Source organism: Anaerosoma tenue (assembly GCF_023161965.1).
Classification (GTDB): domain Bacteria; phylum Actinomycetota; class Coriobacteriia; order Anaerosomatales; family Anaerosomataceae; genus Anaerosoma; species Anaerosoma tenue.
The window spans coordinates 446660-468802 of sequence record NZ_JALNTY010000001.1; the positions used below are offsets into that span (position 1 = coordinate 446660).

The 22143-nt window shown below is 68.1% G+C and carries 22 protein-coding genes; all 22 read right to left on the reverse strand.

What is annotated here, in order from left to right:
* Nucleotides 1-18 precede the first annotated feature (18 nt).
* A complete protein-coding gene (locus MSB02_RS02255; protein ID WP_267193588.1) occupies nucleotides 19-951 on the reverse strand; it encodes a dihydroorotate dehydrogenase in 933 nt (310 codons plus the stop codon).
* A complete protein-coding gene (locus MSB02_RS02260) occupies nucleotides 948-1760 on the reverse strand; it encodes a dihydroorotate dehydrogenase electron transfer subunit (protein ID WP_267193589.1) in 813 nt (270 codons plus the stop codon). The genes MSB02_RS02255 and MSB02_RS02260 overlap by 4 nt, the downstream gene beginning before the upstream one ends.
* Nucleotides 1760-4978 carry a carbamoyl-phosphate synthase large subunit gene (gene carB / locus MSB02_RS02265; protein ID WP_267193590.1) on the reverse strand — a complete coding sequence of 1073 codons (3219 nt, stop codon included), beginning with the start codon at nucleotides 4976-4978 and terminating at the stop codon, nucleotides 1760-1762. The genes MSB02_RS02260 and carB overlap by 1 nt, the downstream gene beginning before the upstream one ends.
* A gap of 42 nt (nucleotides 4979-5020) precedes the next feature.
* A complete protein-coding gene (locus MSB02_RS02270) occupies nucleotides 5021-5863 on the reverse strand; it encodes a universal stress protein (protein ID WP_267193591.1) in 843 nt (280 codons plus the stop codon).
* Between the two features lie 5 nt (nucleotides 5864-5868).
* Nucleotides 5869-7155 carry a glutamine-hydrolyzing carbamoyl-phosphate synthase small subunit gene (gene carA / locus MSB02_RS02275; RefSeq protein WP_267193592.1) on the reverse strand — a complete coding sequence of 429 codons (1287 nt, stop codon included), beginning with the start codon at nucleotides 7153-7155 and terminating at the stop codon, nucleotides 5869-5871.
* Nucleotides 7155-8444: a dihydroorotase gene (locus MSB02_RS02280; RefSeq protein ID WP_267193593.1), complete on the reverse strand. Its 1290-nt coding sequence runs from the start codon at nucleotides 8442-8444 to the stop codon at nucleotides 7155-7157. Before MSB02_RS02280 ends, carA begins: the two co-directional genes overlap by 1 nt.
* The gene (locus MSB02_RS02285; RefSeq protein ID WP_267193594.1) at nucleotides 8428-9363 is read right to left on the reverse strand and encodes an aspartate carbamoyltransferase catalytic subunit; all 936 of its coding nucleotides are present in this window, start codon (nucleotides 9361-9363) and stop codon (nucleotides 8428-8430) included. Before MSB02_RS02285 ends, MSB02_RS02280 begins: the two co-directional genes overlap by 17 nt.
* A gap of 6 nt (nucleotides 9364-9369) precedes the next feature.
* Entirely contained in the window at nucleotides 9370-9897 is a 528-nt protein-coding gene (gene pyrR, locus MSB02_RS02290) for a bifunctional pyr operon transcriptional regulator/uracil phosphoribosyltransferase PyrR (RefSeq protein ID WP_267194107.1), read from the reverse strand.
* 231 nt (nucleotides 9898-10128) lie between these two features.
* Nucleotides 10129-11490 (reverse strand): sensor histidine kinase, encoded by a 1362-nt coding sequence (locus MSB02_RS02295; protein WP_267193595.1) that lies wholly within the window; start codon nucleotides 11488-11490, stop codon nucleotides 10129-10131.
* On the reverse strand, nucleotides 11490-12194 hold the full coding sequence (locus MSB02_RS02300; RefSeq protein ID WP_267193596.1) for a response regulator transcription factor: 705 nt from the start codon (nucleotides 12192-12194) through the stop codon (nucleotides 11490-11492). Before MSB02_RS02300 ends, MSB02_RS02295 begins: the two co-directional genes overlap by 1 nt.
* A gap of 85 nt (nucleotides 12195-12279) precedes the next feature.
* Nucleotides 12280-13281, reverse strand: a complete 1002-nt coding sequence (locus MSB02_RS02305; RefSeq protein ID WP_267193597.1) for an RluA family pseudouridine synthase — start codon at nucleotides 13279-13281, stop codon at nucleotides 12280-12282.
* Nucleotides 13259-13807: a signal peptidase II gene (lspA, locus tag MSB02_RS02310; protein ID WP_267193598.1), complete on the reverse strand. Its 549-nt coding sequence runs from the start codon at nucleotides 13805-13807 to the stop codon at nucleotides 13259-13261. The genes MSB02_RS02305 and lspA overlap by 23 nt, the downstream gene beginning before the upstream one ends.
* On the reverse strand, nucleotides 13807-14172 hold the full coding sequence (locus MSB02_RS02315; RefSeq protein WP_267193599.1) for a TraR/DksA family transcriptional regulator: 366 nt from the start codon (nucleotides 14170-14172) through the stop codon (nucleotides 13807-13809). Before MSB02_RS02315 ends, lspA begins: the two co-directional genes overlap by 1 nt.
* Before the next feature lie 117 nt (nucleotides 14173-14289).
* Entirely contained in the window at nucleotides 14290-17061 is a 2772-nt protein-coding gene (gene ileS, locus MSB02_RS02320; RefSeq protein ID WP_267193600.1) for an isoleucine--tRNA ligase, read from the reverse strand.
* Between the two features lie 209 nt (nucleotides 17062-17270).
* On the reverse strand, nucleotides 17271-18026 hold the full coding sequence (locus MSB02_RS02325) for a hypothetical protein (protein ID WP_267193601.1): 756 nt from the start codon (nucleotides 18024-18026) through the stop codon (nucleotides 17271-17273).
* A gap of 1 nt (nucleotide 18027) precedes the next feature.
* The gene (locus MSB02_RS02330) at nucleotides 18028-18303 is read right to left on the reverse strand and encodes a DUF167 domain-containing protein (RefSeq protein WP_267193602.1); all 276 of its coding nucleotides are present in this window, start codon (nucleotides 18301-18303) and stop codon (nucleotides 18028-18030) included.
* A 10-nt stretch (nucleotides 18304-18313) separates the two neighbouring features.
* Nucleotides 18314-19084, reverse strand: coding sequence for a DivIVA domain-containing protein (locus tag MSB02_RS02335; RefSeq protein ID WP_267193603.1), 771 nt, complete (start codon nucleotides 19082-19084; stop codon nucleotides 18314-18316).
* A 48-nt stretch (nucleotides 19085-19132) separates the two neighbouring features.
* Nucleotides 19133-19396, reverse strand: coding sequence for a YggT family protein (locus MSB02_RS02340; protein WP_267193604.1), 264 nt, complete (start codon nucleotides 19394-19396; stop codon nucleotides 19133-19135).
* The gene (gene proC / locus MSB02_RS02345) at nucleotides 19393-20202 is read right to left on the reverse strand and encodes a pyrroline-5-carboxylate reductase (RefSeq protein WP_267193605.1); all 810 of its coding nucleotides are present in this window, start codon (nucleotides 20200-20202) and stop codon (nucleotides 19393-19395) included. Before proC ends, MSB02_RS02340 begins: the two co-directional genes overlap by 4 nt.
* An 8-nt stretch (nucleotides 20203-20210) precedes the next feature.
* Nucleotides 20211-20732, reverse strand: coding sequence for a cell division protein SepF (locus MSB02_RS02350; RefSeq protein WP_267193606.1), 522 nt, complete (start codon nucleotides 20730-20732; stop codon nucleotides 20211-20213).
* A gap of 30 nt (nucleotides 20733-20762) precedes the next feature.
* Nucleotides 20763-21440, reverse strand: a complete 678-nt coding sequence (locus MSB02_RS02355; RefSeq protein WP_267193607.1) for a YggS family pyridoxal phosphate-dependent enzyme — start codon at nucleotides 21438-21440, stop codon at nucleotides 20763-20765.
* Nucleotides 21437-22120, reverse strand: coding sequence for a phosphate signaling complex protein PhoU (phoU, locus tag MSB02_RS02360; RefSeq protein ID WP_267193608.1), 684 nt, complete (start codon nucleotides 22118-22120; stop codon nucleotides 21437-21439). The genes MSB02_RS02355 and phoU overlap by 4 nt, the downstream gene beginning before the upstream one ends.
* Between the last annotated feature and the right edge of the window lie 23 nt (nucleotides 22121-22143).

Consider the following 22143-nt stretch of genomic DNA (forward strand, 5'->3'; position numbering starts at 1 on the left):
TCCCTTCAGGTATCTCCATCACAACCCCTTCTCAGGCCATGCGGCGCCGACCAGGTGAGCCACCCGCTCGATCCCGTGCGCCTCACAGTACCGTTCCAGCCCAACGACCACACCCACCGTGGAGGTGGGATCCATGAAGTTCGCGGTGCCCACAGCCACGGCGGTGGCGCCCGCAAGCATGAACTCGGCCGCATCGCGCGCGTCCGTGATGCCGCCCATCCCGATCACCGGCACATCCACGGCGCGGGCCACCTGCCACACCATGCGTACCGCGACAGGCCTGATGGCCGGACCGGAGAGCCCGCCGAACCCGCGTGCGAGCACGGGCCGGCGCGTGCGTGTGTCGATCGCCATGCCGAGCAGGGTGTTCACCAGGCTGATGGCGTCAGCGCCCTGGGCCTCCACCGCACGCGCGATCTCGGCGATGTCGGTCACGTTGGGGCTCAACTTCACGATGAGGGTCTTGCGGGTGGCCCGGCGCACCGCGCGCACCACCTCGGCGGCGGCGGGACATGAGGTGCCGAACACCATCCCGCCGGCATCCACATTGGGGCACGAGATGTTCACCTCGAGCGCGCTCACCGCGGCCTCGGCGTCCAGACGTTCGGTCACCGCCACGTACTCGTCCACGCTGTGGCCCACAACATTCACCACAACGGGCACGTCTTGCCCGGCCAGCCACGCGAGATCGTTCTCGCAGAACTGCTCCACGCCCGGGTTCTGCAGCCCGATCGAGTTCAGCATGCCCGAGGGAGTCTCGACGATCCGCGGCCCCTCGTTCCCGGCCCATGAATCGACCGACACGCCCTTGGTCACCACGGCGCCCAGGCGCGAGAGGTCCACGAACTGCGCGTACTCCCGGCCCGAACCGAACGTGCCCGACGCGGTCATCACCGGATTGCGGAGCTCGAGCTCCCCGATGCGCACGCCCATGTCCACGCGTCCGCTCATCCGGCCACCTCCGCATCGCCGGAAGGTTCCCACGCGATCGTCGCCGCATCGAACACGGGGCCGTCCACGCATGCGCGCTTCAGCCCGTCGCTCGTGGCCACCACGCACGACAGGCACGCTCCCACTCCGCACGCCATGAGGCGCTCGAGCGACACCTGGCAGGCCACGCCGGCCTCCGCGCACTGCGCCGCCACGATCCGCTGCATCGGCTCGGGGCCGCACACATACACCACGTCGGGGCGCTCGCGTTCCAGCGCCTCGGGCGTGAGCACGGTGACGAACCCGCATGTGCCCGCCGAGCCGTCGTCGGTGGCCACGAGGGTGCGCCGGCAGAGCGACTCGAAGAGCTGCCGGGCGACCAGGCGTCCTGCCGAGGGAGCGCCGAGCGCGAACGTCACGTCCACCTCGCGCGCCGCCAGCTCCTCGACGAGCATCCCCATCGGCGCCGCGCCCAGCCCGCCGGCCACCACCAGCGCCCTGGTGGCGTCCCCGGGCACGGACCACCCGGCGCCGAGCGGCCCGATCACGTCCATCACGTCTCCCGGGATCGCCTCGGCGAGCACCTTCGTGCCCCGCCCCACCACCTGGTAGAGGATCTCGAGACGCCCGTCGTAAGCGCGGTGCACCGAGAACGGACGGCGCAGGATGAAGTCGGCGCCCCGGGCTATGCGCAGGTGCACGAACTGCCCGGGCGCGATCGACGCGGCCGTGCGGGGCGCATCGAAGACCACGCGGCCCACGTCGTCGGCCACGCGCTCGTTGGAGACCACCGCCACCGGCTCGATGGCGGCGCCGCGCTCATCACACATCAGCCCACGCTCCGATCGAAGTCTTGCAGCGCCCGCGCGTCGAGCGTGCCGTTGCGGATCGCCTCGATCGCCTGCACGCTCGCCTGCGCAGCCGCCAGCGTGGTCACGTTCGTTACGCCGTGCTCCACCGCGGCCGTGCGGATATGGTACCCGTCGGAGCGCGTCTCGCGCCCGAACGGCGTGTTGATCACCATCTGCACCTCGCCGTTCACGATGGCGTCCACGATGTTGGGACGCCCCTCATGCACCTTGCGCACCTCGTCAACGGGGATGCCCGATGCGCGCAGCAGTCGCGCCGTGCCCCTGGTAGAGAGGATGCGGAAGCCGAGCGACGTGAGATGCCGCGCCACCGGCACGATGGAGCGCTTGTCGCGGTCGCACACCGAGACGAACACGGCGCCCTCGGTGGGGAGCGAGTAGTCGATCGCCAGTTGCGACTTCGCATATGCCGACGGGAAGTCCCCGGCCACGCCCATCACCTCGCCGGTGGACTTCATCTCCGGGCCGAGCACGCTGTCGGTGCCCGGGAAGCGGCCGAACGGCATGACCGCCTCCTTCACGCAGTACCTGCCGAGCTCACGCACCTCGGCGGGCAGGCCCATCTCCGCAAGGCGCTCTCCCGCCATCACCCGCGCGGCCACCTTGGCGAGCGGCACGGCCTTCGCCTTGCTCACGAACGGGACCGTCCTGCTCGCCCGCGGATTGACCTCCAGCACGTACACCAGCTCGTCCTTCACGGCGAACTGAACGTTCATCAGCCCGCGCACCTTGAGCTCCAGCGCCAGCGCGCGCGTATGCTCGCGGATCCTGGCCACGGTGCTCTCGCCCAGCGAGAACGGAGGTATGCAACACGCCGAGTCACCCGAGTGGATGCCCGCCTCTTCGATGTGCTCCATCACGCCGCCGATGTAGACGGTCTCGCCGTCGCATACGGCGTCCACATCCACCTCCACGGCGCCCTCCAGGAAGCGGTCGAGCAGCACCGGATGGTCGGGCGACACCTCGGCCGCCTGTTCCACGTAGCGCAACATGTACTCCTCGTTGTACGCGATCACCATCCCCCTGCCACCGAGCACGTAGCTCGGACGCACCAGCAGCGGATAGCCGATACGCGCCGCCACGGCCACGGCCTCATCAAGCGTGGACGCCGTGCCGGCCGCGGGGTACGCGATGCCGAGGCGGTCGAGCACGTCCGAGAACCGCCTGCGGTCCTCGGCAAGGTCGATCGACTCCGGGCTCGTGCCGAGTATCGGGACACCGGCGTCTTCGAGAGCCCGTGCCAGCTTGAGCGGCGTCTGCCCGCCGAACGTCACGAGCACGCCGTCGGGACGCTCGAGGTCGATGACGTCCATCACGTCCTCGTACGTGAGCGGCTCGAAGTACAGCTTGTCGCTCGTGTCGTAGTCGGTGGAGACCGTCTCGGGGTTGCAGTTCACCATGATGGTCTCGTAGCCCGCCTCCGAGAGCGCGTAGGCGGCGTGCACGCAGCAGTAGTCGAACTCGATGCCCTGGCCGATCCTGTTGGGGCCCGCCCCCAGGATCATCGCCTTACGGCGATCGGAACGCACCGCCTCGTTCTCCTCCTCGTACGTCTTGTAGTAGTACGGCGTGGTGGCGGCGAACTCGCCCGCGCAGGTATCAACCGACTTGAACGTGGCCCTCACGCCGAGGTCGAGCCTTCGTTGCCTCACCGAACCCTCGAGCGAGCCTGTAAGGTATGCGATCTGGGCGTCCGAGAGGCCGTGCTGCTTGCATTCCCGCAGCTCAGACGCCTCGATATCCTCGAGTGCCCTGCCGCGTATCGATGCCTCGACCTCCACGGTGCCTCTGATCTGCTCCAGGAACCACGGGTCGATCTTGGTGATCTCGGCGATGTCATCCACGGTTCTCCCGCGACGGAGCGCCTCGGCCACGTAGAACATCCGGTGCTCATTGGGTATGGCCAGCCGCTCGTCGAAGTGCGCCTCGTCGAAGACGTCCTTGCCGTCGGAGCCAAGGCCCGCGCGTCCGTTCTCGAGCGACCGCCACGCCTTGCCGAACGCCTCGGCGAACGTGCGCCCCATCGCCATGGCCTCGCCCACGCTCTTCATCCGCGTGGTGAGCGTGGCGTCGGTGCCCGGGAACTTCTCGAACGCCCATCGCGGCACCTTCACCACCGTGTAGTCGATCGACGGCTCGAAGCACGCCGGGGTCACCCGGGTGATGTCGTTGGGGATCTCATCGAGCGTGTAGCCTGTGGCAAGCTTGGCGGCGATCTTGGCGATCGGGAAGCCGGTGGCCTTGCTTGCCAGCGCCGAGGAGCGCGACACGCGGGGATTCATCTCGATCACCACCACGCGCCCGTCGGCCGGGTTCACGGCGAACTGGACATTGCTGCCGCCGGTCTCCACGCCGATCTCGCGCATGATGTCGAACGACGCGTCTCGGAGCACCTGGTACTCACGATCGGTTAGGGTCACCGCCGGCGCCACCGTGATGCTGTCGCCCGTATGGATGCCCATGGGATCCACGTTCTCGATGGAGCACACGATCACGCAGTTGTCGTTGCGGTCGCGCATGACCTCCATCTCGAACTCTTTCCAGCCGATCACGCTCTCCTCCACGAGCACCTCGTTCACCGGCGAGAGCGCGATGCCGTTGGCGGTGATCTGCCGCAGCTCGTCGATGTTGTAGGCGATGCCGCCGCCCGCGCCTCCCAGCGTGAAGCTCGGGCGGATCACCACCGGCCACCCCACCTCGGCCACAAAGGTCTCGGCGTCGGCGATCGCGTACGCGTATGCCGAGCGCGGCGTCTCGAGACCGATGCGCTCCATCGCCTCGGCGAAGAGCTTGCGGTCCTCACCCTTCCTGATGACCTCGAGCGTGGCGCCGATCAGCTCCACCCCGTAGCGATCCAGCACGCCGGCCTCGGCAAGCGCCACGGCGCAGTTGAGCCCGGTCTGCCCGCCAAGCGTGGGCAGCAGGGCGTCGGGCCGCTCGATAGCGATGACCTTCTCGACCGCCTCCACCGTGATCGGTTCCACGTACGTGCGGTCGGCGTATTCGGGGTCGGTCATGATGGTGGCCGGATTCGAGTTCACCAGCACCACACGGTACCCGTCGGCGCGCAGCACCTTGCACGCCTGGGCCCCCGAGTAGTCGAACTCGCACGCCTGCCCGATCACGATCGGCCCCGAGCCGATGATCAGGATGGTCTTGATGTCGTCCCTGCGTGGCATAGGCTCCCTGTTCTCCTCAAACGCGGCTGGTGCGGCGGTGCGTCACGGCACGATCAACACGGGGCAGCTGGCCTGTCGCATCAGCGTCATGGAGACGCTCCCCATCAGCATCTCCTGCACGGCGTTCCGCCCGCGTGTGCCCACGATCACCCCGCTGGCACGGCGCTCGCCGATCTCGTCCAGCACGGCGTGGACCGGCGTGTCGACGCGGATCGACACGCTTGATGGCATCTTCTGCTGTGTGCACATGGCCTGCAGGTTCTTCAGGTGGAACTCAGCGCCTTCCTCGGCCCGGCGCAGCTTCTCCCCGGTGAGCGCCGGATCGATGGCGTGAAGGAGCGTGAGGTGCTTCACCGCGCCCGGGGGCAGGTCCACCGTGAAGGTGAACGCATGGGCCGCCGAGAGCGAGAAGTCGGTGGCCAGCACGAGCTTCTCGCCGAAGCGCCGCAACAGCACCGCCGGGTCGGCCTGGTTGCGGAGCAGGTCGAACCTCACCACCAGGTGCGGGATGGTGGCCTCGCGCATGAGCCGGTCGGAGACGGAGCCCACGAACAGCTGGCCGGCCACCGACTTGGCGTGCGAGCCGTACACCGCGGCATCCACGTGCGTCTCGGCGGCAAGGGCGCTCAGTTCCTCCACGGGGTCGCCGGTCACCACCTGCACCTCCACGCTCAGACCAGCGGCCGAGAGCTCCGACGCATGCTTCAGCAGCTGGTCGCGCGCCTCGTCGACCTTGCGCGCGATCAGCGGACCCTCCAGCCCCGAAGCCTCCACCACATGCCCGAGGATCACGTGCCGCACCCCGAGCGACGGAAGACCCCGCGCGAATGCGAGGATCAACGGATTGTCATCACTGAAATCGACCGGTAGCAGGACCGTACGCACCACTGTCACTCCCCGTCTCTCGTCGTGTAGATGTCGTCGTCTCCGTCCATGAGGCGGGTGAAGGCGCCGAACAGATACCGCGCATCGTGCGGACCCGGAGCCGCCTCGGGGTGGTACTGCACCGAGAAGGCCGGGATCTCGAGGGCGCGAACGCCTTCCACCGTCATGTCGTTGAGGTTCACGTGCGTGAGCTGCACCGGCCCGAACCGCTCCGAACGCACCACCGGTGCCACACCTGCCCGGACCCACGCCCCCAGGTCGCCGGGATCGTGAGTGAGACCCTCGCTCATCTCCGGCGCCAGCGGGCCGATCGAACCGTAGTCCACACAGAACCCGTGGTTCTGACTGGTCACCTCCACACGGCCGGTGAGCAGGTTCATCACCGGCTGGTTCCCTCCCCTGTGTCCGTACTTGAGCTTGAAGGTGGAGCATCCGAGCGCGAGCGAGAGCATCTGGTGTCCCAGGCAGATACCGAAGACCGGCCGTTGCCCCAGTATCTCGCGGAGCGTCTCGTACAGATACGTCACCGCAGCGGGGTCGCCCGGACCATTGGCGAAGAACACGCCGTCCGGCTCGAGCGCCAGCGCCTCGGCGGCGCTCATCGTGGGCGGGACCACCGTGACCTCGCACCCCGCCTCGGAAAGTCGCCGCAGGATGTTGAACTTGATGCCCGAGTCGAACGCCACCACCCGGTAGCGCGGCCTCACCGGCAGCACGCCGGTGTCCACCGGCACGCCACCGCCGGCGCACGGTCCTCCGACGCCCCACACGTACGGCTCCGTGACCGCCACCTCGGCGACGAGGTCGCGCCCCACCAGTCCCGGCGCCGCCGCGGCCTTGGCGGACAGCGACCCGGGATCGAGGTCCTCGGTTGAGAGCACCGCCCGCATCGCACCGCGCTCGCGCACATGGCGGGTGAGCCGTCTGGTGTCCACGCCGTCGATCGCCACCACGCCGTGCCGCACGAAGAACTCGCCGAGCGTCTCCTCCGAGCGCCAGTTGGACGCGGTCTCCGACATGCTGCGCATCACGAAGCCGGCCGCGAACACCCCGCGCGACTCCATGTCGGCGGCGTTGGTGCCGTATACGCCGATGTGCGGCGCGGTCATCGTCACGATCTGCCCCGCATACGAGGGATCGGTCATGACCTCCTGGTAGCCGGCGAGCGACGTGTTGAACACGATCTCGCCCGTGCTCTCGCCCGCCACCCCGCAGCTCCAACCATGGAAGGCCGTGCCGTCTTCGAACGCCAGGAGCGCCGGCTTCCGCGCCTGTTCCGGCTGTTGTGCCACTACACGACCACCTTCCCTTTGCGGACCACCCACGAGCCGCCCACGAGCACGTCGCTCGCCCGGCCGAGCAGACTCGCACCGGTGAACGCCGAGTTGCGCGACCTGGAGACGAACCATCCGGGCGTCACGTCGACGCGCGCCTCGGGGTCCACCACGGTGATGTCGGCCGGGAAGCCGGCCTCCAGACGCATCTCGGGAAGGTTCGCCGCTGAGCGTGGGTTGTGACACATCACACGGCACACGCCCGCCCAGTCGAGCTTGCCGGTCGCCACCAGATGGGTGTTCACCAACGACAGCGCCGTCTCGAGACCGGTGGTGCCGTTGGGGGCCAGCTCGAACTCGAGCTCCTTCTCATGCACCGCGTGGGGCGCATGGTCGGTGGCGATGCAGTCCACCGTGCCGTCGAGCAGACCCTCCACCATCGCCTCGCGATCGGCCGGCGTCCTGAGCGGTGGATTCATCTTGAGGTCGGTGTCGTAGGTGACCAGGCTGTCCTCGTCGAGGAACAGGTGATGCGGGGTGACCTCGCAGGTCACCGCGACTCCGCGCGCCTTGGCGCGGCGCACGAGCTCCAGCGAACCTGCGGTGGAGAGATGCGCGAGGTGCAACCTGCAGCCGGTGAGCTCGGCAAGCGCGATGTCTCGCGCCACCATCGTCTCCTCGGCCTCGGCGGGAATGCCCGGCAGACCCATGCGCGTGGACACCGCGCCCTCGTTCACCACACCGCCGCCGGCGAGCGACTCGTCCTCGCAGTGGGCTATCAGCGGCACGTCGAAACGCTTGATGTAGTCCATCGCCACACGCGTCATCCCGGCGCTCTGGATACCATGGCCGTCATCCGAGAAGGCCACCGCCCCCTCGGCCACCATGTCGCCGACCTCCGCGAGCTGCTCGCCCGCCTGTCCCGCGGTCACCGCGCCGATCGGGTACACACGGACCACGCCGGTCTCCTCAGCGCGCTCGATCACGAACCGCACCGTCGAGCCGCTGTCGCACACAGGCGCGGTGTTGGGCATGCAGGCGACGGCTGTGAACCCTCCGTGAGCAGCGGCCCGCGTGCCGCTCGCGATCGTCTCCTTGTACTCCTGTCCCGGCTCGCGCAGGTGCACGTGGATGTCGGCCAGCCCGGGAAGCAGCACCTTCTCGGCGCAGTCGACCACCTCGGCGCCCGGCGCCTCGAGATCCTCGCCCACGCCGGCGATGACACCGTTCTCCACCAGAACGTCGAGCACCCCGTCCACGCCGGCAGCGGGATCCACGACCCGTCCTCCCTTAAGCAGCAGCGCCACTCTCAGCACCCCCCAGCAGCAGATACATCGCGGCCATGCGCACGGCCACACCGGACTCCACCTGGCCGAGGATGACGCTCCTCGGCGAATCGGCCACATCCGCCGAGATCTCCACGCCACGGTTCATCGGCCCGGGATGCATGACGATCGCGTGTGACGGCATCGCGGCCAGCCGGTCAGCGTTCATGCCGTACAGCATGGCGTACTCCCGGTTGCTCGGGAACGGCATGCGGGTCGCGCGCTCGAACTGCACCCGTAGCAGATACGCGACGTCGAGGGTGGGCAGCACCTCGTCGAGGTCGTAGCACACTTCGGCGCCCAGAACGTCGGGGCGCGCGGGCATCAGCGTGGGCGGACCGATGATCACAGGGGTGGCGCCCATCATCCGCAGCGCGGGCACCAGCGACCCCGCCACACGCGAGTGGCAGACATCCCCCACGATGCCCACCCGAAGCCCCTCGAGCCTGCCGAGCGACTGCCGCATCGTATAGAGGTCGAGCAGCGCTTGCGTGGGGTGCTGGTGGATGCCGTCGCCGCCGTTGATGACCGAGCAGTCCATCACCTCGGCGAGCATCTGCGGCGCTCCCGCATACTTGTGACGCACCACCACGAGGTCGCACGACATCGCCGCGAGCGTCCTGGCGGTGTCGCGCAGCGTCTCGCCCTTGGCGGTGGCCGAGGCCGAGGCGGTGAAGTTGATACCGTCTGCCGAGAGGCGCTTGGCGGCGATCTCGAATGAGGTGCGCGTGCGCGTGGACGGCTCGAAGAAGAGGTTCACGATCGTACGGCCGCGCAGTGTGGGGACCTTCTTGATGCGCCGCTGGTTGACCTCGGCGAGCGACTCGGCCGTGTCGAGGATCAGAGTGACCTCGTTGGAGGTGAGGTCATCCATCGTCATGATGTGTCTGTTGGAGAGCATAGCGGCCTACTCCCCCTCTCCGTCGTCCTCGAGGATCACCACGGCGTCGCGGTCGTCATGCTCGGCGAGGAGGACCTTCACACGCTCGCGGCGCGCGGTGGGGACGTTCTTGCCCACGAAGTCGGCGCGGATCGGCAGTTCGCGATGGCCTCGGTCCACCAGCACCGCCAGCTGGATCGAGCCGGGCCGGCCGTAATCCATCAGCGCATCCATCGCGGCGCGGATGGTGCGGCCCGTGTAGAGCACGTCGTCCACGAGCACGATCGTGTGCTCCTCGACCTCGAACGGGATGTCGGTGGTGTGCACCTCGGGACTGAGCCGGATCGCCACGTCATCGCGGTAGAAGGAGATGTCGAGGCTCCCCACCGGCACAGCGGTCCCCTCGATGCGTTCGATCCGCTCGGCCAGGCGATCCGCCAGATCGACACCGCGGGTCATGATCCCCGCGAGCGCGATGCCCGTGGCCCCCTTGTTGGCCTCGAGGATCTCGTGCGCGATCCGGGTGAGCGCCCGATCCATCGACTGGGCGTCCATCACCTCGGCCTTCACCCGATAGCCCACTCCGCCACCTCCTCATCGTCGTGACCGGCTCCGCGGAGGGAACGAAAACGCCCTCTCGCGGCGGGCAAGAAGGCGGCTGCTTCGACTGCGCACACCCCATGTGGCGAGGTGTTGCGGGCTATGCGATTGGCTTCCTTGCCGGCCTCACGGGACCGGTATTAAAGGTCGCACCGAGAGTACCAGGAGACCGGACGCGGGACAACCCTACCGTTCGTCACCGGACAGCGGCAGCCGCACCACGAAGGCCGCGCCGCCCAGATCGCTGGGATGAGCGCCCACCCGGCCGCCGTGACGCTCCACGATCTCGCGCACCACCGCCAGGCCGATGCCGAGGCCACCGCTCGCGCGGGTGCGGGCCGGATCCGCGCGCCAGAAGCGCGTGAATACCTTGTCGCGGTCGTCCTCGGCCACACCGATGCCCGAGTCGGCCACCTCTATCACGGCCTCCGCGCCCTCGCGGAGCAGACGTACGCGCACCACACCGCCTTCGGGCGTGTACCGGGCCGCGTTGGAGAGCAGGTTGCCCACCGCCTGGATGAGGCGATCCGCGTCGCCGTGGGCGCGCAGACCGGGAGCCACCGACTCCTCGAGCCGGTGGCCGGTAGACTCCATCAGCGCGCGCGAGTTCTCCACGGCGAGCGCCACCGTGGCCGAGAGGTCGATCGGCGAGAGGGTGAACGGCGCCGCACCCGTCTCCAGACGCGACAGCTCGAGGATCGACTGCGTGAGACGGCCGAGCCTCACGGTCTCGTCGTGGATGAGGGACAGCCGCTCCTCGTCGGTGGGCAGCACGCCGTCCTGCATGGCTTCCACGGTGGCCTGGATCGCCTGGAGCGGCGTCCGAAGCTCGTGGGCCACGTCGGCGGTGAGCTGCTGCTCGAACCGCCGCTCGGCCTCCACCGCGTCGGCCATCTGATCGAAGGTCGCCCCGAGATCCGCCACCGGATCGCCGCCGCTCATGCCCGTGCGTGCCGAGCGGTCGCCGGCCCTGATGCGCTCGGCGGTCCGCGTGACCGCTTCGATGGGGCGTGCGATGCCGCGTGAGTAGAGCGCGCCGGCCACCGACGCAAGCGCCACGGCGATCGCGGCAGCGAGCCCCAGCGCCCAGAGCGACGTCTGACGCAGCCACTCGTCGCGCTCGGTGAAGATGCCGCCGCGGGTACGCTGCGTCACGATCGCGGTGCCCACGACCTCGCCGCTCACCACGATGTCCGCCTCGGCCGTGACCTCGGTCCAACCGGCCGACGGCTCCTCCTCGGCAGACCCGTCCACTGTGCGCGCGATCAGCTCACCCGTGTCGTCGAACAGCTGCACCCGCAGGTCCGCCGAGACGGCCACGTGCAGCAACCCCGTGCTCGCGGCGGTGTCCCAGTCGCCCGCCCTCTCGTACTGCACCGCGAAGTAGTCGGCGATCTCGGCGGCGCGGTCCTGCAATCCGCGCTCGATATAGCGCTCGAACTGGCGCTGCCAGGTGACGGTGAGCACCACCGCCGCGATCACCGCTGTGGCAACGGCCACGGCGGCGAACGCCACCGCCAATCGGAACGGCAGGCTCCTGTGCCTCATCACGCCAGCGCCGGAGGCTCGAAGCGATACCCCACGCCGAAGACGGTGTGGATGAACCGCGGTTCCTTGGGATCGTCGCCGAGCTTGGCCCGGAGGTTCTTCACGTGGGAGTCTATGGCCCGCTCATACCCCTCGAAGTCATAGCCGAGGACCTTCTCCACCAGCTCCATGCGCGAGTAGACCCGGCCCGGGTAGCGTGAGAGCGTCACCAGCAGCTTGTACTCGCTCGCGGTGAGATCGATCTCGGCGCCGTCCACGAACACCTTGTGTCCAGCGAGATCGATGTCGAGCGGGCCGTACTCCAACCGCGAACGCTGCGGCTCCACGTCGGCCTTCGCGCGTCGCAAGAGCGCCCGCAGACGGGCCACCAGCTCGCGGGGCGAGAACGGCTTCACGAGGTAGTCGTCGGCTCCGAGGTCGAGACCGGCGATCCGCTCCTCCTCGGCGCCCTTCGCGGTGAGCATGATGATCGGCACGTCCGACACGTCGCGGATCCGGCGGCAGACCTCCTCACCGGGCACCCTCGGCAGGTTCAGGTCGAGCACGACGCCCTCATAGACGTGCGCGGCGAACGCCTCGAGCGCGGCCGCGCCGTCGGCCACTGCGGTGACCCAGTACCCCTCGCGTTCGAGGTAGGCCTCCACCACCGAGCGCGTCTGCGCCTCATCCTCCACAACGAGTATCCTGCGGGTGTCCGCTGCCATCACGCCTCCTCCATATCACCCACACGATAGCACCGCCCTGCGGGTGCGGCGCGCAGCGGATGTGGAGGTCCCGTGGAGAGTGAGGCTATCCTCCCGGCAGGACGAGCGGCATGACCTCGTCACCCGCCGCGGTCCGTCCCATCGACTCCGGCTGCAACCGGGAGAGCGGCTCGGCCAGGTCGGCGGGCAGCGGATCGAGCAGGTCGATCGTCTCGCCGGTGGCGGGGTGCTCGAACGCTATCCGGTATGCGTGCAGGAACTGCCGCTCCAGGCCGAGGTCGGCCTTCGGCCTTCTCCGCCCGTACATCGGGTCGCCCACCACGGGGTGGTCGATGTAGAGCATGTGCACTCTGATCTGGTGCGTCCGGCCGGTGTAGAGCTTGCATTCCACCAGCGTATAGCCGTCGTCGTGCGTGCCCGCCATGTACCGGTCGAGCACCCGGAAGGTGGTCACCGACTGCTTGGCGTCCGGATGGTCGCTCACCGCCATCCGCAAGCGGTCCTTGGGGTGGCGGGCCAGCGGCGCGTCGATGATGCCGGTATCGGGCGCGATGTAGCCGTGCACCAGGGTCACGTAGCGGCGCTCCACCGAGCGGATCTTGAGCGCCTCGGAAAGCGCGATCTGCGTCTCGTCGGTCTTGGCCACCATCATCAGCCCCGACGTGTCCTTGTCGAGCCGGTGGACGATGCCGGGACGCTCCTCGCCCGCCTGTGTGCCGAGGTCGTCGGTGTGCGCGAGCAACGCGTGCACGAGCGTCCCCGACGTATGGCCGCGAGCGGGATGCACCACGAGCCCCGCGGGCTTCGACAGCACGAGGAGGTGCGCGTCCTCGTACCGGATGTCCAGCGGGATGTCTTCGGCCTCGAGAACGGTCTCTTCCTCAGTCATCACGAAGACCTCGATGCGCTCGCCCGCCCGCACGAGATGGCGCTTGGTGGCGACGTCGCCGTTGACCCGCACGGCTCCCTCGGCCAGAAGACGCTGCGCGGCGGAGCGCGAGTGTGCGAGATCGGCCTGCGCCATCAAGACGTCAAGCCGGGTGCCGGCCTCCTCGGCACGGACGTTATGCGTCAGGCGTTCCGGCATCGTTGCCGAGCACCTCCCGCGACATGTCGGCGCCCGGGACGCTGTCTTCGGTGGCCGCAGCGGACACGGAGAGCGGCCCACGGCCGAACAACAGGACCCCTACGAGGATGGCCACACCCACGTCGAGCGCGATGTCCGCCACGTTGAAGACCGGGAACCAGCCGAGGTCGAAGAAGTCGGTGACCGCACCGGCGCCCGCGCGATCGATCAGGTTGCCGATGGCGCCTCCCGATACGAGAGCGAGCGCGATGCGCGCCCACCCGCTTTCGAGCCGCACGGTCAGCACCACGTAGGCCACGACCGCAAGCATCGCCACCGCGGTGGCGATCAGGAACCACTGCTGGCCCCGGAGCATGCCGAAGGCGGCTCCGGTGTTCTCGATGTGCGTGAGCCAGAGCACACCGTCGATGACCGGGATCTGCTCGTAGACGTCCATGGACGCGCGCACGACCGCTTTGGTCGCCTGGTCGATCGCCACGACAGCCGCGACGATAGCGGCGAACGCCAGCCCCCGACGGACCGTCACTACGCGTTCTCCTCGCGTTCCTTGCAGGCGATGCACAGGTCCGCCTCGGGCATGGCCTCGAGGCGCGCCGGCGCTATCGGCTCGCCGCAGCGGACGCAGATGCCGTACGTCCCGTCCTCGATGCGGGCAAGCGCCCGATCGATCTGCGCGAGCCCCTCGCGTGCCTGGTGCTCGAGGCTCAGATCGAGCTCACGCGAGAAGGTCGCCGAACCCTGGTCGGCCATGTGATCGCGATAGTTGTTCTCGCCGGAGACGTCCGAGAGCGTCTCCGAGTCAGAGCGCTCATACTCGGCGATCTCCTCGAGCACCCGTTCGCGCTCGCGCTCCAGCGACTCCTTCAGCGCGGCGATATCAAGCGCCTTCATCGTCTATCCTCCCTGCGTGCGGGGGTTATACTACGGCGCCTCCCCGCAGGAGGCGCCGGTCAGGTCCACGTTCCCGAGTATATACCACGGGGCTGTGACGCGCCCCGCGCCCGCGGCTCAGCCGAGCTCCGCGACCACTTCCGAGCAGCGCCCACACAACCCGTCCGGACCGAGCGCGCGCAGGTTCCAGCACCGCGGACACTTCTCCCCGGACGCACGCTCCACCCGTACGGAGATCTCCGACGACTCGGCGCCGAGGGCGACCTCTGAGACGATGAAGAGCTCCGCGAGCACGCCGCTGTGACGCGCGCCCAGCACCTCGAGCACCTCGGCCGGGGCGTCGACGACGAGCCGCGCCTCCTGGCTCTTGCCCACCGTCCCGGCGTTCCGCGCTTCCTCGAGCGCCTTGGTGGCAACGTCGCGCACCGCTAGCACGACACCGTACTGCTCCCGCAGGACCGCCGCATCATCGGCAGGAACGTCCACGGCAGGCCAGCCCGCGAGCTGCACGCTCACCACGTCGCCGCGCAGCGCTTCGGGCATGAACTGCCATACCTCCTCGGTGGTGAACGTCAGCACCGGCGCGATCAGGCGCACCAGCGTGGTGAGGATGGTCGCGAGCACCGTCTGCGCGCTCCTGCGGCCCGTGGAGTCGGCGGCGTCGGCGTACAGCCGGTCCTTGAGCACGTCCAGGTAGTACGAGGACAGCTCTGTCACGCAGTAACCATGCACCGCGTGGAACACCTGATGGAACCGCCATCCGTCGTACGCGGCCGTCACTTTGGCCGTGAGGTCCGCGAGCTGCACCAGCGCGAACCGGTCCATCTCCTCCATCTCGCTCCATGCCACCTCGTGCTCCGGGCTGTAGTCGTAGAGGTTCGACAGCAGGAACCGGAAGGTGTTGCGGATGCGGCGATACGCCTCGCCGGTCCTGTCGAGGATCTCGTTGGAGACGTTGATGTCCTGGCCATAGTCTGCCGAGGCGACCCACAGCCTGATGATATCGGCGCCTGACTTCTCGATGACATCGAGCGGCGAGATGGTGTTGCCGAGCGACTTGGACATCTTGCGGCCCTCGCCGTCCACGATGAACCCGTGGGTGAGCACGCGCTCGTAGGGAGCGATACCGTACGCTCCCACGCTCGTGAGCAGCGCCGACTGGAACCATCCGCGGTGCTGGTCGGACCCCTCGAGGTACAGCTCGGCCGGGCGGTGCAACTCATCACGGGCCTCAAGCACCGCGGTGTGCGACACACCCGACTCCCACCACACGTCCACGATATCGTCCTCGGGCTTGAGGTCGTCCACACCCGCGCCGCATCGGCCGCAGACCGTGTCCTGCGGCAGGTAGTCGGCCGGCTTGTGCGTGAACCACGCGTCCGCGCCTTCGGTGCGGAACAGGTCGATCACCGCGTCGAACGTCGCCTCCGTGGCCACGGTCTCTCCGCACTTGGCGCAGGTGAACACGGGTATCGGCACCCCCCATGCGCGCTGGCGGCTGATGCACCAGTCGGGCCGGTCGGCCACCATCGAGGACATCCGGTTGACGCTCCACCCGGGGATCCATTGCACCTCGCCGATCGCACGCATGGCGTTCTCGCGAAGACCGGTCTTCTCCATGCTCACGAACCACTGCTCCGTGGCGCGGAAGATCACCGGCTGCTTGCATCGCCAGCAGTGCGGATAGCTGTGTGAGATCCTCGCCGACGCGACGAGCGTCCCGCGCTCGCCGAGCCATTCGATGATCCTGGGATTGGCGTCCCACACGCGCATCCCCTCGAAGGGACCCCCGCCTGCGTCGAACGTGCCGTCGTCCTGCACGGGCATCGGCATCGGCAGTCCGTGCCGGACGCCCATGATGTAGTCCTCGTCGCCATGGCCCGGCGCGGTATGGACGGCGCCGGTACCTGTGGAGAGCTCCACGTGCTCGCCCGTCACCACAACACCGCTCACGCCCTCGTGGACCGGCTGGGCATAGTGCAGTCCGGCGAGATCGCGCCCTTTCACCCGCGTGTCGAGCACCTCGTAGGACTCCCAACCCGCGGCCCCGGCCACCGATGGCACGAGCACCTCGGCCATCACGAGAACGCGCCCGTCGGGCGTTCTCACGCCCACGTAGTCGGCGTCGTCGGCAAGCGTGACGGCGACGTTGGCCGGAAGCGTCCACGGCGTTGTGGTCCAGATCAGCAGCGACACCGGGCCGGCCGCGTCCCACGGCGTCTCATCCGTGAAGGCGAACGCCACGTAGATGGAGTCCGACGTCTCGTCCGCGTACTCGATCTCCGCCTCGGCGAGAGCGGTGTGGCAACGCACGCACCAGTGGATCGGCTTGGCGCCCTTGTGTATGGCGCCGTCGAGGTACATCGTCTTGAAGATCTCCACGTTGCCGGCCTCGTACTCGTGCGCGAGCGTCAGGTACGGGTCGTCCCAATCCCCGCGCACGCCGAGCCGCTTGAACTCCTCGCGCTGCACGTCCACGAACTTGAGCGCGTAGTCGCGGCACAGTTCGCGCAGCTTGGCCTGACTGATGGCGGCCATCTTCTCCGGGCCGAGGTTCTTCTCCACCTGGTGCTCGATCGGCTGACCGTGGCAGTCCCAGCCCGGCACGTACGGCGAGTAGCAGCCACGCATGCTCTTGTACTTGACGATGAGGTCCTTCAGCACCTTGTTGTAGGCGGTGCCCATGTGGATGTGGCCGTTCGCGTACGGGGGGCCGTCGTGCAGCACGAAGGGCTCGCCATCACGGGTCGCCTCAAGCGAGCGCCGGTAGATGTCGTTCTCCTCCCAGAACCGCAGCCAATCAGGCTCTCGGGTACTGAGGTTCGCGCGCATCGGGAACTCCGTGCGCGGGAGGTTCATCGTGCTCTTGAAGTCCTGCTTCTCGCCCATCCCACCGGTCCTCTCACCGTTGACCATCCATGCCGCGCAACGCAAAGGCGCGCCCGTCCGCGTCTGGGACGAAGCGCGCCTCCATGAGGTCTACTCCGCGGTACCACCCAGCTTGCGCACCTCGGATGAGGCCGCGCCACTCGGTCGCCCGATAACGGGGGCTGCCGTCGACGTCTACTTGTCCCTGCCGGGCCGTTCGGGCCGAGGCTCTAGGGTGATCTTCGGAACCGCCGCGCCACGCGGGCTCCCACTGTCCCCGCTCGCTTGATGAGGCCGGTATCGGTCCTACTCGTCCCTGTCGTCGCCATGGTCGTGCCGGCGAGCCTCCCGGCTCGCGTAGCTGCGATGGTATCCCCCTCGGGCGCGGGGGTCAACGCACGCACGTACTCCTCACGCTCGAAGAACGCGGTGAGCACCTCTACGCATTCGGCGGCCTGCGCTCCCGTCATCCCGGCCCCCAGCCGTATGGCCGAGCGCCATGCGCTGATCTCGATGCGCGGATGCGGACGGCCTTTGGGATGCGCTGGCAACGATCTCGCGCTCTCGATGGCATGGCGGGGGATGTGAAGCCCGATCGGCACCCTGCCCGCCTGACGGCGGACGGTGATCCGGGCCGGATCGATGGTGAGCGTCTCCACACCGCTCCGGGCGTACACCGTGCCCCAGAACGTGAGGAACGCGATGGCGTGCAGCGCGGCAGTCAACAGCATCAGGACCACCCAGATGAGCAGGCGATACCAGAAGCCGTCAGGGAACCCCCAGCCCAGATACCACACGCTCGCGACCACTACGGCCGCCGTCCATGGGGCGCCATACAGGATAGCGGCCGTCCGCCAGCCCGTGTGCGCCGGTGCGGGTGCCACGATGGTGAGCACGTCCTCGCCCACGGTGACCACCGGCCGATCCGGACGGGTGCACCCCGAGTCGTCGCGCTGGACGGTCACCGGACGATGCTTCGCCGACATCTCAGCCGGACCCTTCCGGCGGCCGCCCGAACACCCGGACGACGTCGGCGTCCGTGACACCCTCCACCTCGACCTGCTTGTGACGGCTCGCGCCCCCGCGAATGACGTCCACCGCCGACTTGGGGACTCCTAGTGCCTTGGCGACGGCCGTGCACACCGCCGTGTTCGCCTTGCCGTCTTCCGGCACCGCCCGCACCCGTACAAACAACTCACCCCCACGCCAGCCCGCGACCTCGTCGCGAGCGGACCTGGGGGTGACATGGACCGCGATACGCATGATCCGGCGCCTAGTCGATCTCCTCGATGTCGGTATCGTCCTCGCGTTCACCGAAGCCGAACTCGGCCACGTCGAACTCCACGGTCGCATCGGGCTCGATCTCGGCCTCGCCAAGATCGCCGAGGTGCAGGCTTGCCACGAAACCGCTGCTCGGGGGCTCAGGCGACTCGTCGACGGCGCGCTCCGTCGGCGCGGGCGCCTGTGATGCGGGGGCAACGGCCGGGGCCTCCGGTTCCCGGACCGGAGAGGCCGGGATGTCCCACGACTCCTGCCGGGGTGCGCCGCCCGTCTGGACGTCCTCGGCCGCCTCTTCCACGACAGCCTGGACGTCATCGGGCAAGCCTACCTCGGCAAGCGTGGCAAGGTGCTTCTCGAGCAACGCCCTGAACGACGAACGGAACTCCTCCTCGGCCTGTTTGATGCGGCCGAGCTCGGCTGTCGCCTTCTGCTTGTTGGTGAGCGCCGAGTGGATGATGTCCTTGCCCTTGACCTCGGCTTCCTTGAGTACGGCATCCGCTTCGCGCTGCGCCTTCTGCGTGATCTCGTCTGCCGACTTCTGCGCCGAGAGCAGGGTGTTGTGGAGCGTGCGCTCCATGTCCTGATAGGTGCGCACCTTCTCCTCGAGCGCTTCGATCCTCTCCGAGAGGTCGATGTTCTCCTTGAACAGCCGCTCGAGCTCGTCGGCCACCTGGTCGAGGAACTCGTCGACCTCCGCCTCGTTGTAGCCGCGGAGGGCGTGGTTGAACTCCTTGTGATGTATGTCGAGAGGTGTGAGTCTCATGAAACGATCCTTCCTCGAGACCCGTCTGGTCTACTCCGGCATTCTAACCTAAAGCGTGGTCATCACACGTATCAGGGCGTTGGCGACGAGCCGCAGGACCAGCAACGCCACGATCGGTGAGAAGTCGATCCCGCCCATCGGCGGGATGAACCGCCGGAATATCCCCAGCCACGGCTCGGTGATCGTGCCGAGCACACGGTAGATGTCCAGCAGCATGCCGCTGCTCGGACGGAACCACGACATCAGGATGTAGGCGATGATGAGGATCTCGTAGAACCTCACGAGCTGGCTGAGAAGGGCGGCGAGCGTCACGAGCCCAGCTCCTCGGAGCGGGCCACCGCGGCCGCCACCGCGTCATCGATCGCCGCGCGGAACCCGCCCGACTCGAGCGCCGCGAGGGCGGCGATCGTGGTGCCTCCCGGACTCGCGACCCAGTCGACGAGCTCCTCGGCGTGCATCTCCGTGCGGGAGAAGAGGTCCATCGTGCCCCTGATCGTCTGGACGGCAAGCGCCTGCGCCACGTCATGCGAGAGACCCTGCCGTACTCCGGCACGGGCGAGCGCGCCCACGAACATGGCGGCGTAGGCCGGCCCGGAACCGGAGATCGCCCCGGCCGCATCCTGGGCCTGCTCGGCGATCACCACGGCTTCACCCACCGCCTGGAACACCCCGCGCACGCGCTCCACGTGTTCGTCGGTCGCGGCGGAGCCGCCGCTGATCGCGGCCATACCCTGTCCCACCATCGTGGGGGTGTTCGGCATCACGCGCACCACCGGCGTGCCGGTGGGAAGCAGCGCTTCGAGCCGCGCGGTGGGGACGCCAACGGCGATGGAAACGACCACCGTGCCCTCGCCCACCTCATCGGCGATGTGCGCCACCACGGCATCGATGATCTGCGGCTTCACGGCGAGAAGGAGCATCTCCGCCCGCGACGCCACCTCGTGGCCGTCCACGACCGTGGCGATCCCCTGCCGCTCGAACACCTCGCGCCGCTTCGCCGAGGGCTCGGCCACCACGATCTCATCGGCGGCGAGCTCACCGGCGGCGATGAGACCTGCGGCGATGGCTTCTCCCATCCGCCCGCCACCCACGATGGCGAGCGTGTATGTATCGCTCATCGGCTACCTCACCTCTCGATCCCGAAGAGACCCCTGTCGCGAAGCGCGGCACGCTGAGCGTCACTCACGTCCACGTTGGCCGGAGTGAGCATGAAGACCTTCTCGGACACCTTCTGAAGGCCGCCGTTGAGGCCGTACGTGAGCCCGGACGCGAAGTCGATGAAGCGCTTGGCGAGCTCGGGGTCGGTCATCGTGAGGTTCATGATGACCGGCATCCCGCTCTTGAACTTGTCGGCGATCGACTGAACCTCGGCGTACGCCCGGGGCTCCACGATCTGCATCTTCACCTGAGGGACGGCCTGCACGCCGGGTCCCGGAACCACCGAACCGGCACGCGCTGCGTCGCGCGCACGGTCGACATCGGGCTCGCGCGCCACGCGCCGCACCGACGTCGGCTCTTCATCGTACGGACTGCGGTACTGCGGACGCGCATCGAACTCCGCGCCCTCGTCGACGTCATCGTAATCGTCGTAGTCGTCGTAGTCGTCGCCGAACCCGAGCCTCGCCTTGATGTCACGCCACACGCTCACGGTCTGCTCCTTGCATCGGGTACGCGGGTCCTATCTGCCGAAGATCGCCCGACCGATACGCACGATCGTGGCACCCTCCTCGATGGCGACCTCGAAGTCGTTCGTCATGCCCATCGAGAGCTCGGTCAACTCTACGCCATTGAAACGCATACCGCCGAGGGATTCAAACAGCGTGCGCATGTCGCGGAACACCCAGCGCACGCCCTCGGCGCGCTGCAGCGGTGCGATCGTCATCAACCCCTTCACGCGCACGTTGGGCAGCTCGATCGAGGCGGTGAGCATCTCCTCCACCTCCGAGCGGTCGATACCGTGCTTGGAGGCTTCGTGCGAGATATTCACCTGGAGGAGCACCGGCTGCACGACCCCGCGCGTGCCGGCGATGCGATCTATGCGCTCCAGCAGGCTCAGGGAGTCCACCGAGTGGATCAGCGCCGCCGACCCTACCACGTGCTGCGCCTTGTTGGATTGAAGCGTGCCGATGAAATGCCAGCGCACGTCCGGGAACAACCCGCGCTTGGCAACGAACTCCTGCACGCGGTTCTCGCCGAAGTCGGTCACCCCGGCCGCGATGGCCGCGCGCACCTCGGGCGGACCCACCGTCTTGGCCACGGCGACGATGGTGATATCGTCGGCGTCGCGCCCGGCGCAGTCGGCCGCGTCACGGACGCGGCGGCGGACCGCCTCGTATCGCTCGGCGATCTGGCTCACGCCTCTGGCGACCCCGATTCGTCCCCGAAACCGTCTTCGAACACCTCGAACTCTCCGGTGACCATATACACCAGCCGCTCACCGATATCCACTGCGTGGTCGGCGATCCGCTCCAGATACCGTGAAGCGAGCACCATGCTGCTCACCCACTCGATCTCTTCCTCGTCCTGCAACCTGCTGAGCTCCCGGAAGAACTGCTTGAACAGGTGATCGATGGGTTCGTCCATCTCCTTGAGCTTGTACGCGAGCTCCAGATCCTTCGTCTCGAGCGCCTCCAACATGGCCTCGAGCACGCGGTGCACGAGATTGCCCTGCGCCCGGATCAGGTCGTACATCGTACGGGGGCCCGTGCGGGCCGCCGTGCGGCGGGTCGCCTTGGAAATGTTGACCGCCAGGTCGCCCATACGCTCCATGTGCATGTTGATGTGGCCGAGCGAGTACAGCAGCCGCAGGTCACGACCCACCGGGAACTGCGTGGCGATCGTCTCGATCATCCGCTCCTCGAGCTGGATCGTGCGGCTGTCGAGTTCATCATCGGTGGCGATCACCCGCTCGGCGAGATCGACGTCGCCTTCCACGAGGGACACGGTGGAGTCGCGCGTCATCTCGATGACGAGGCGGCCGATGTCCACGACCTCGGCTTTGATGGCCTTGAGTTCGTTGCGATAGGTCTCACGCATGGTGATCGTCGTCTCCTTCGATG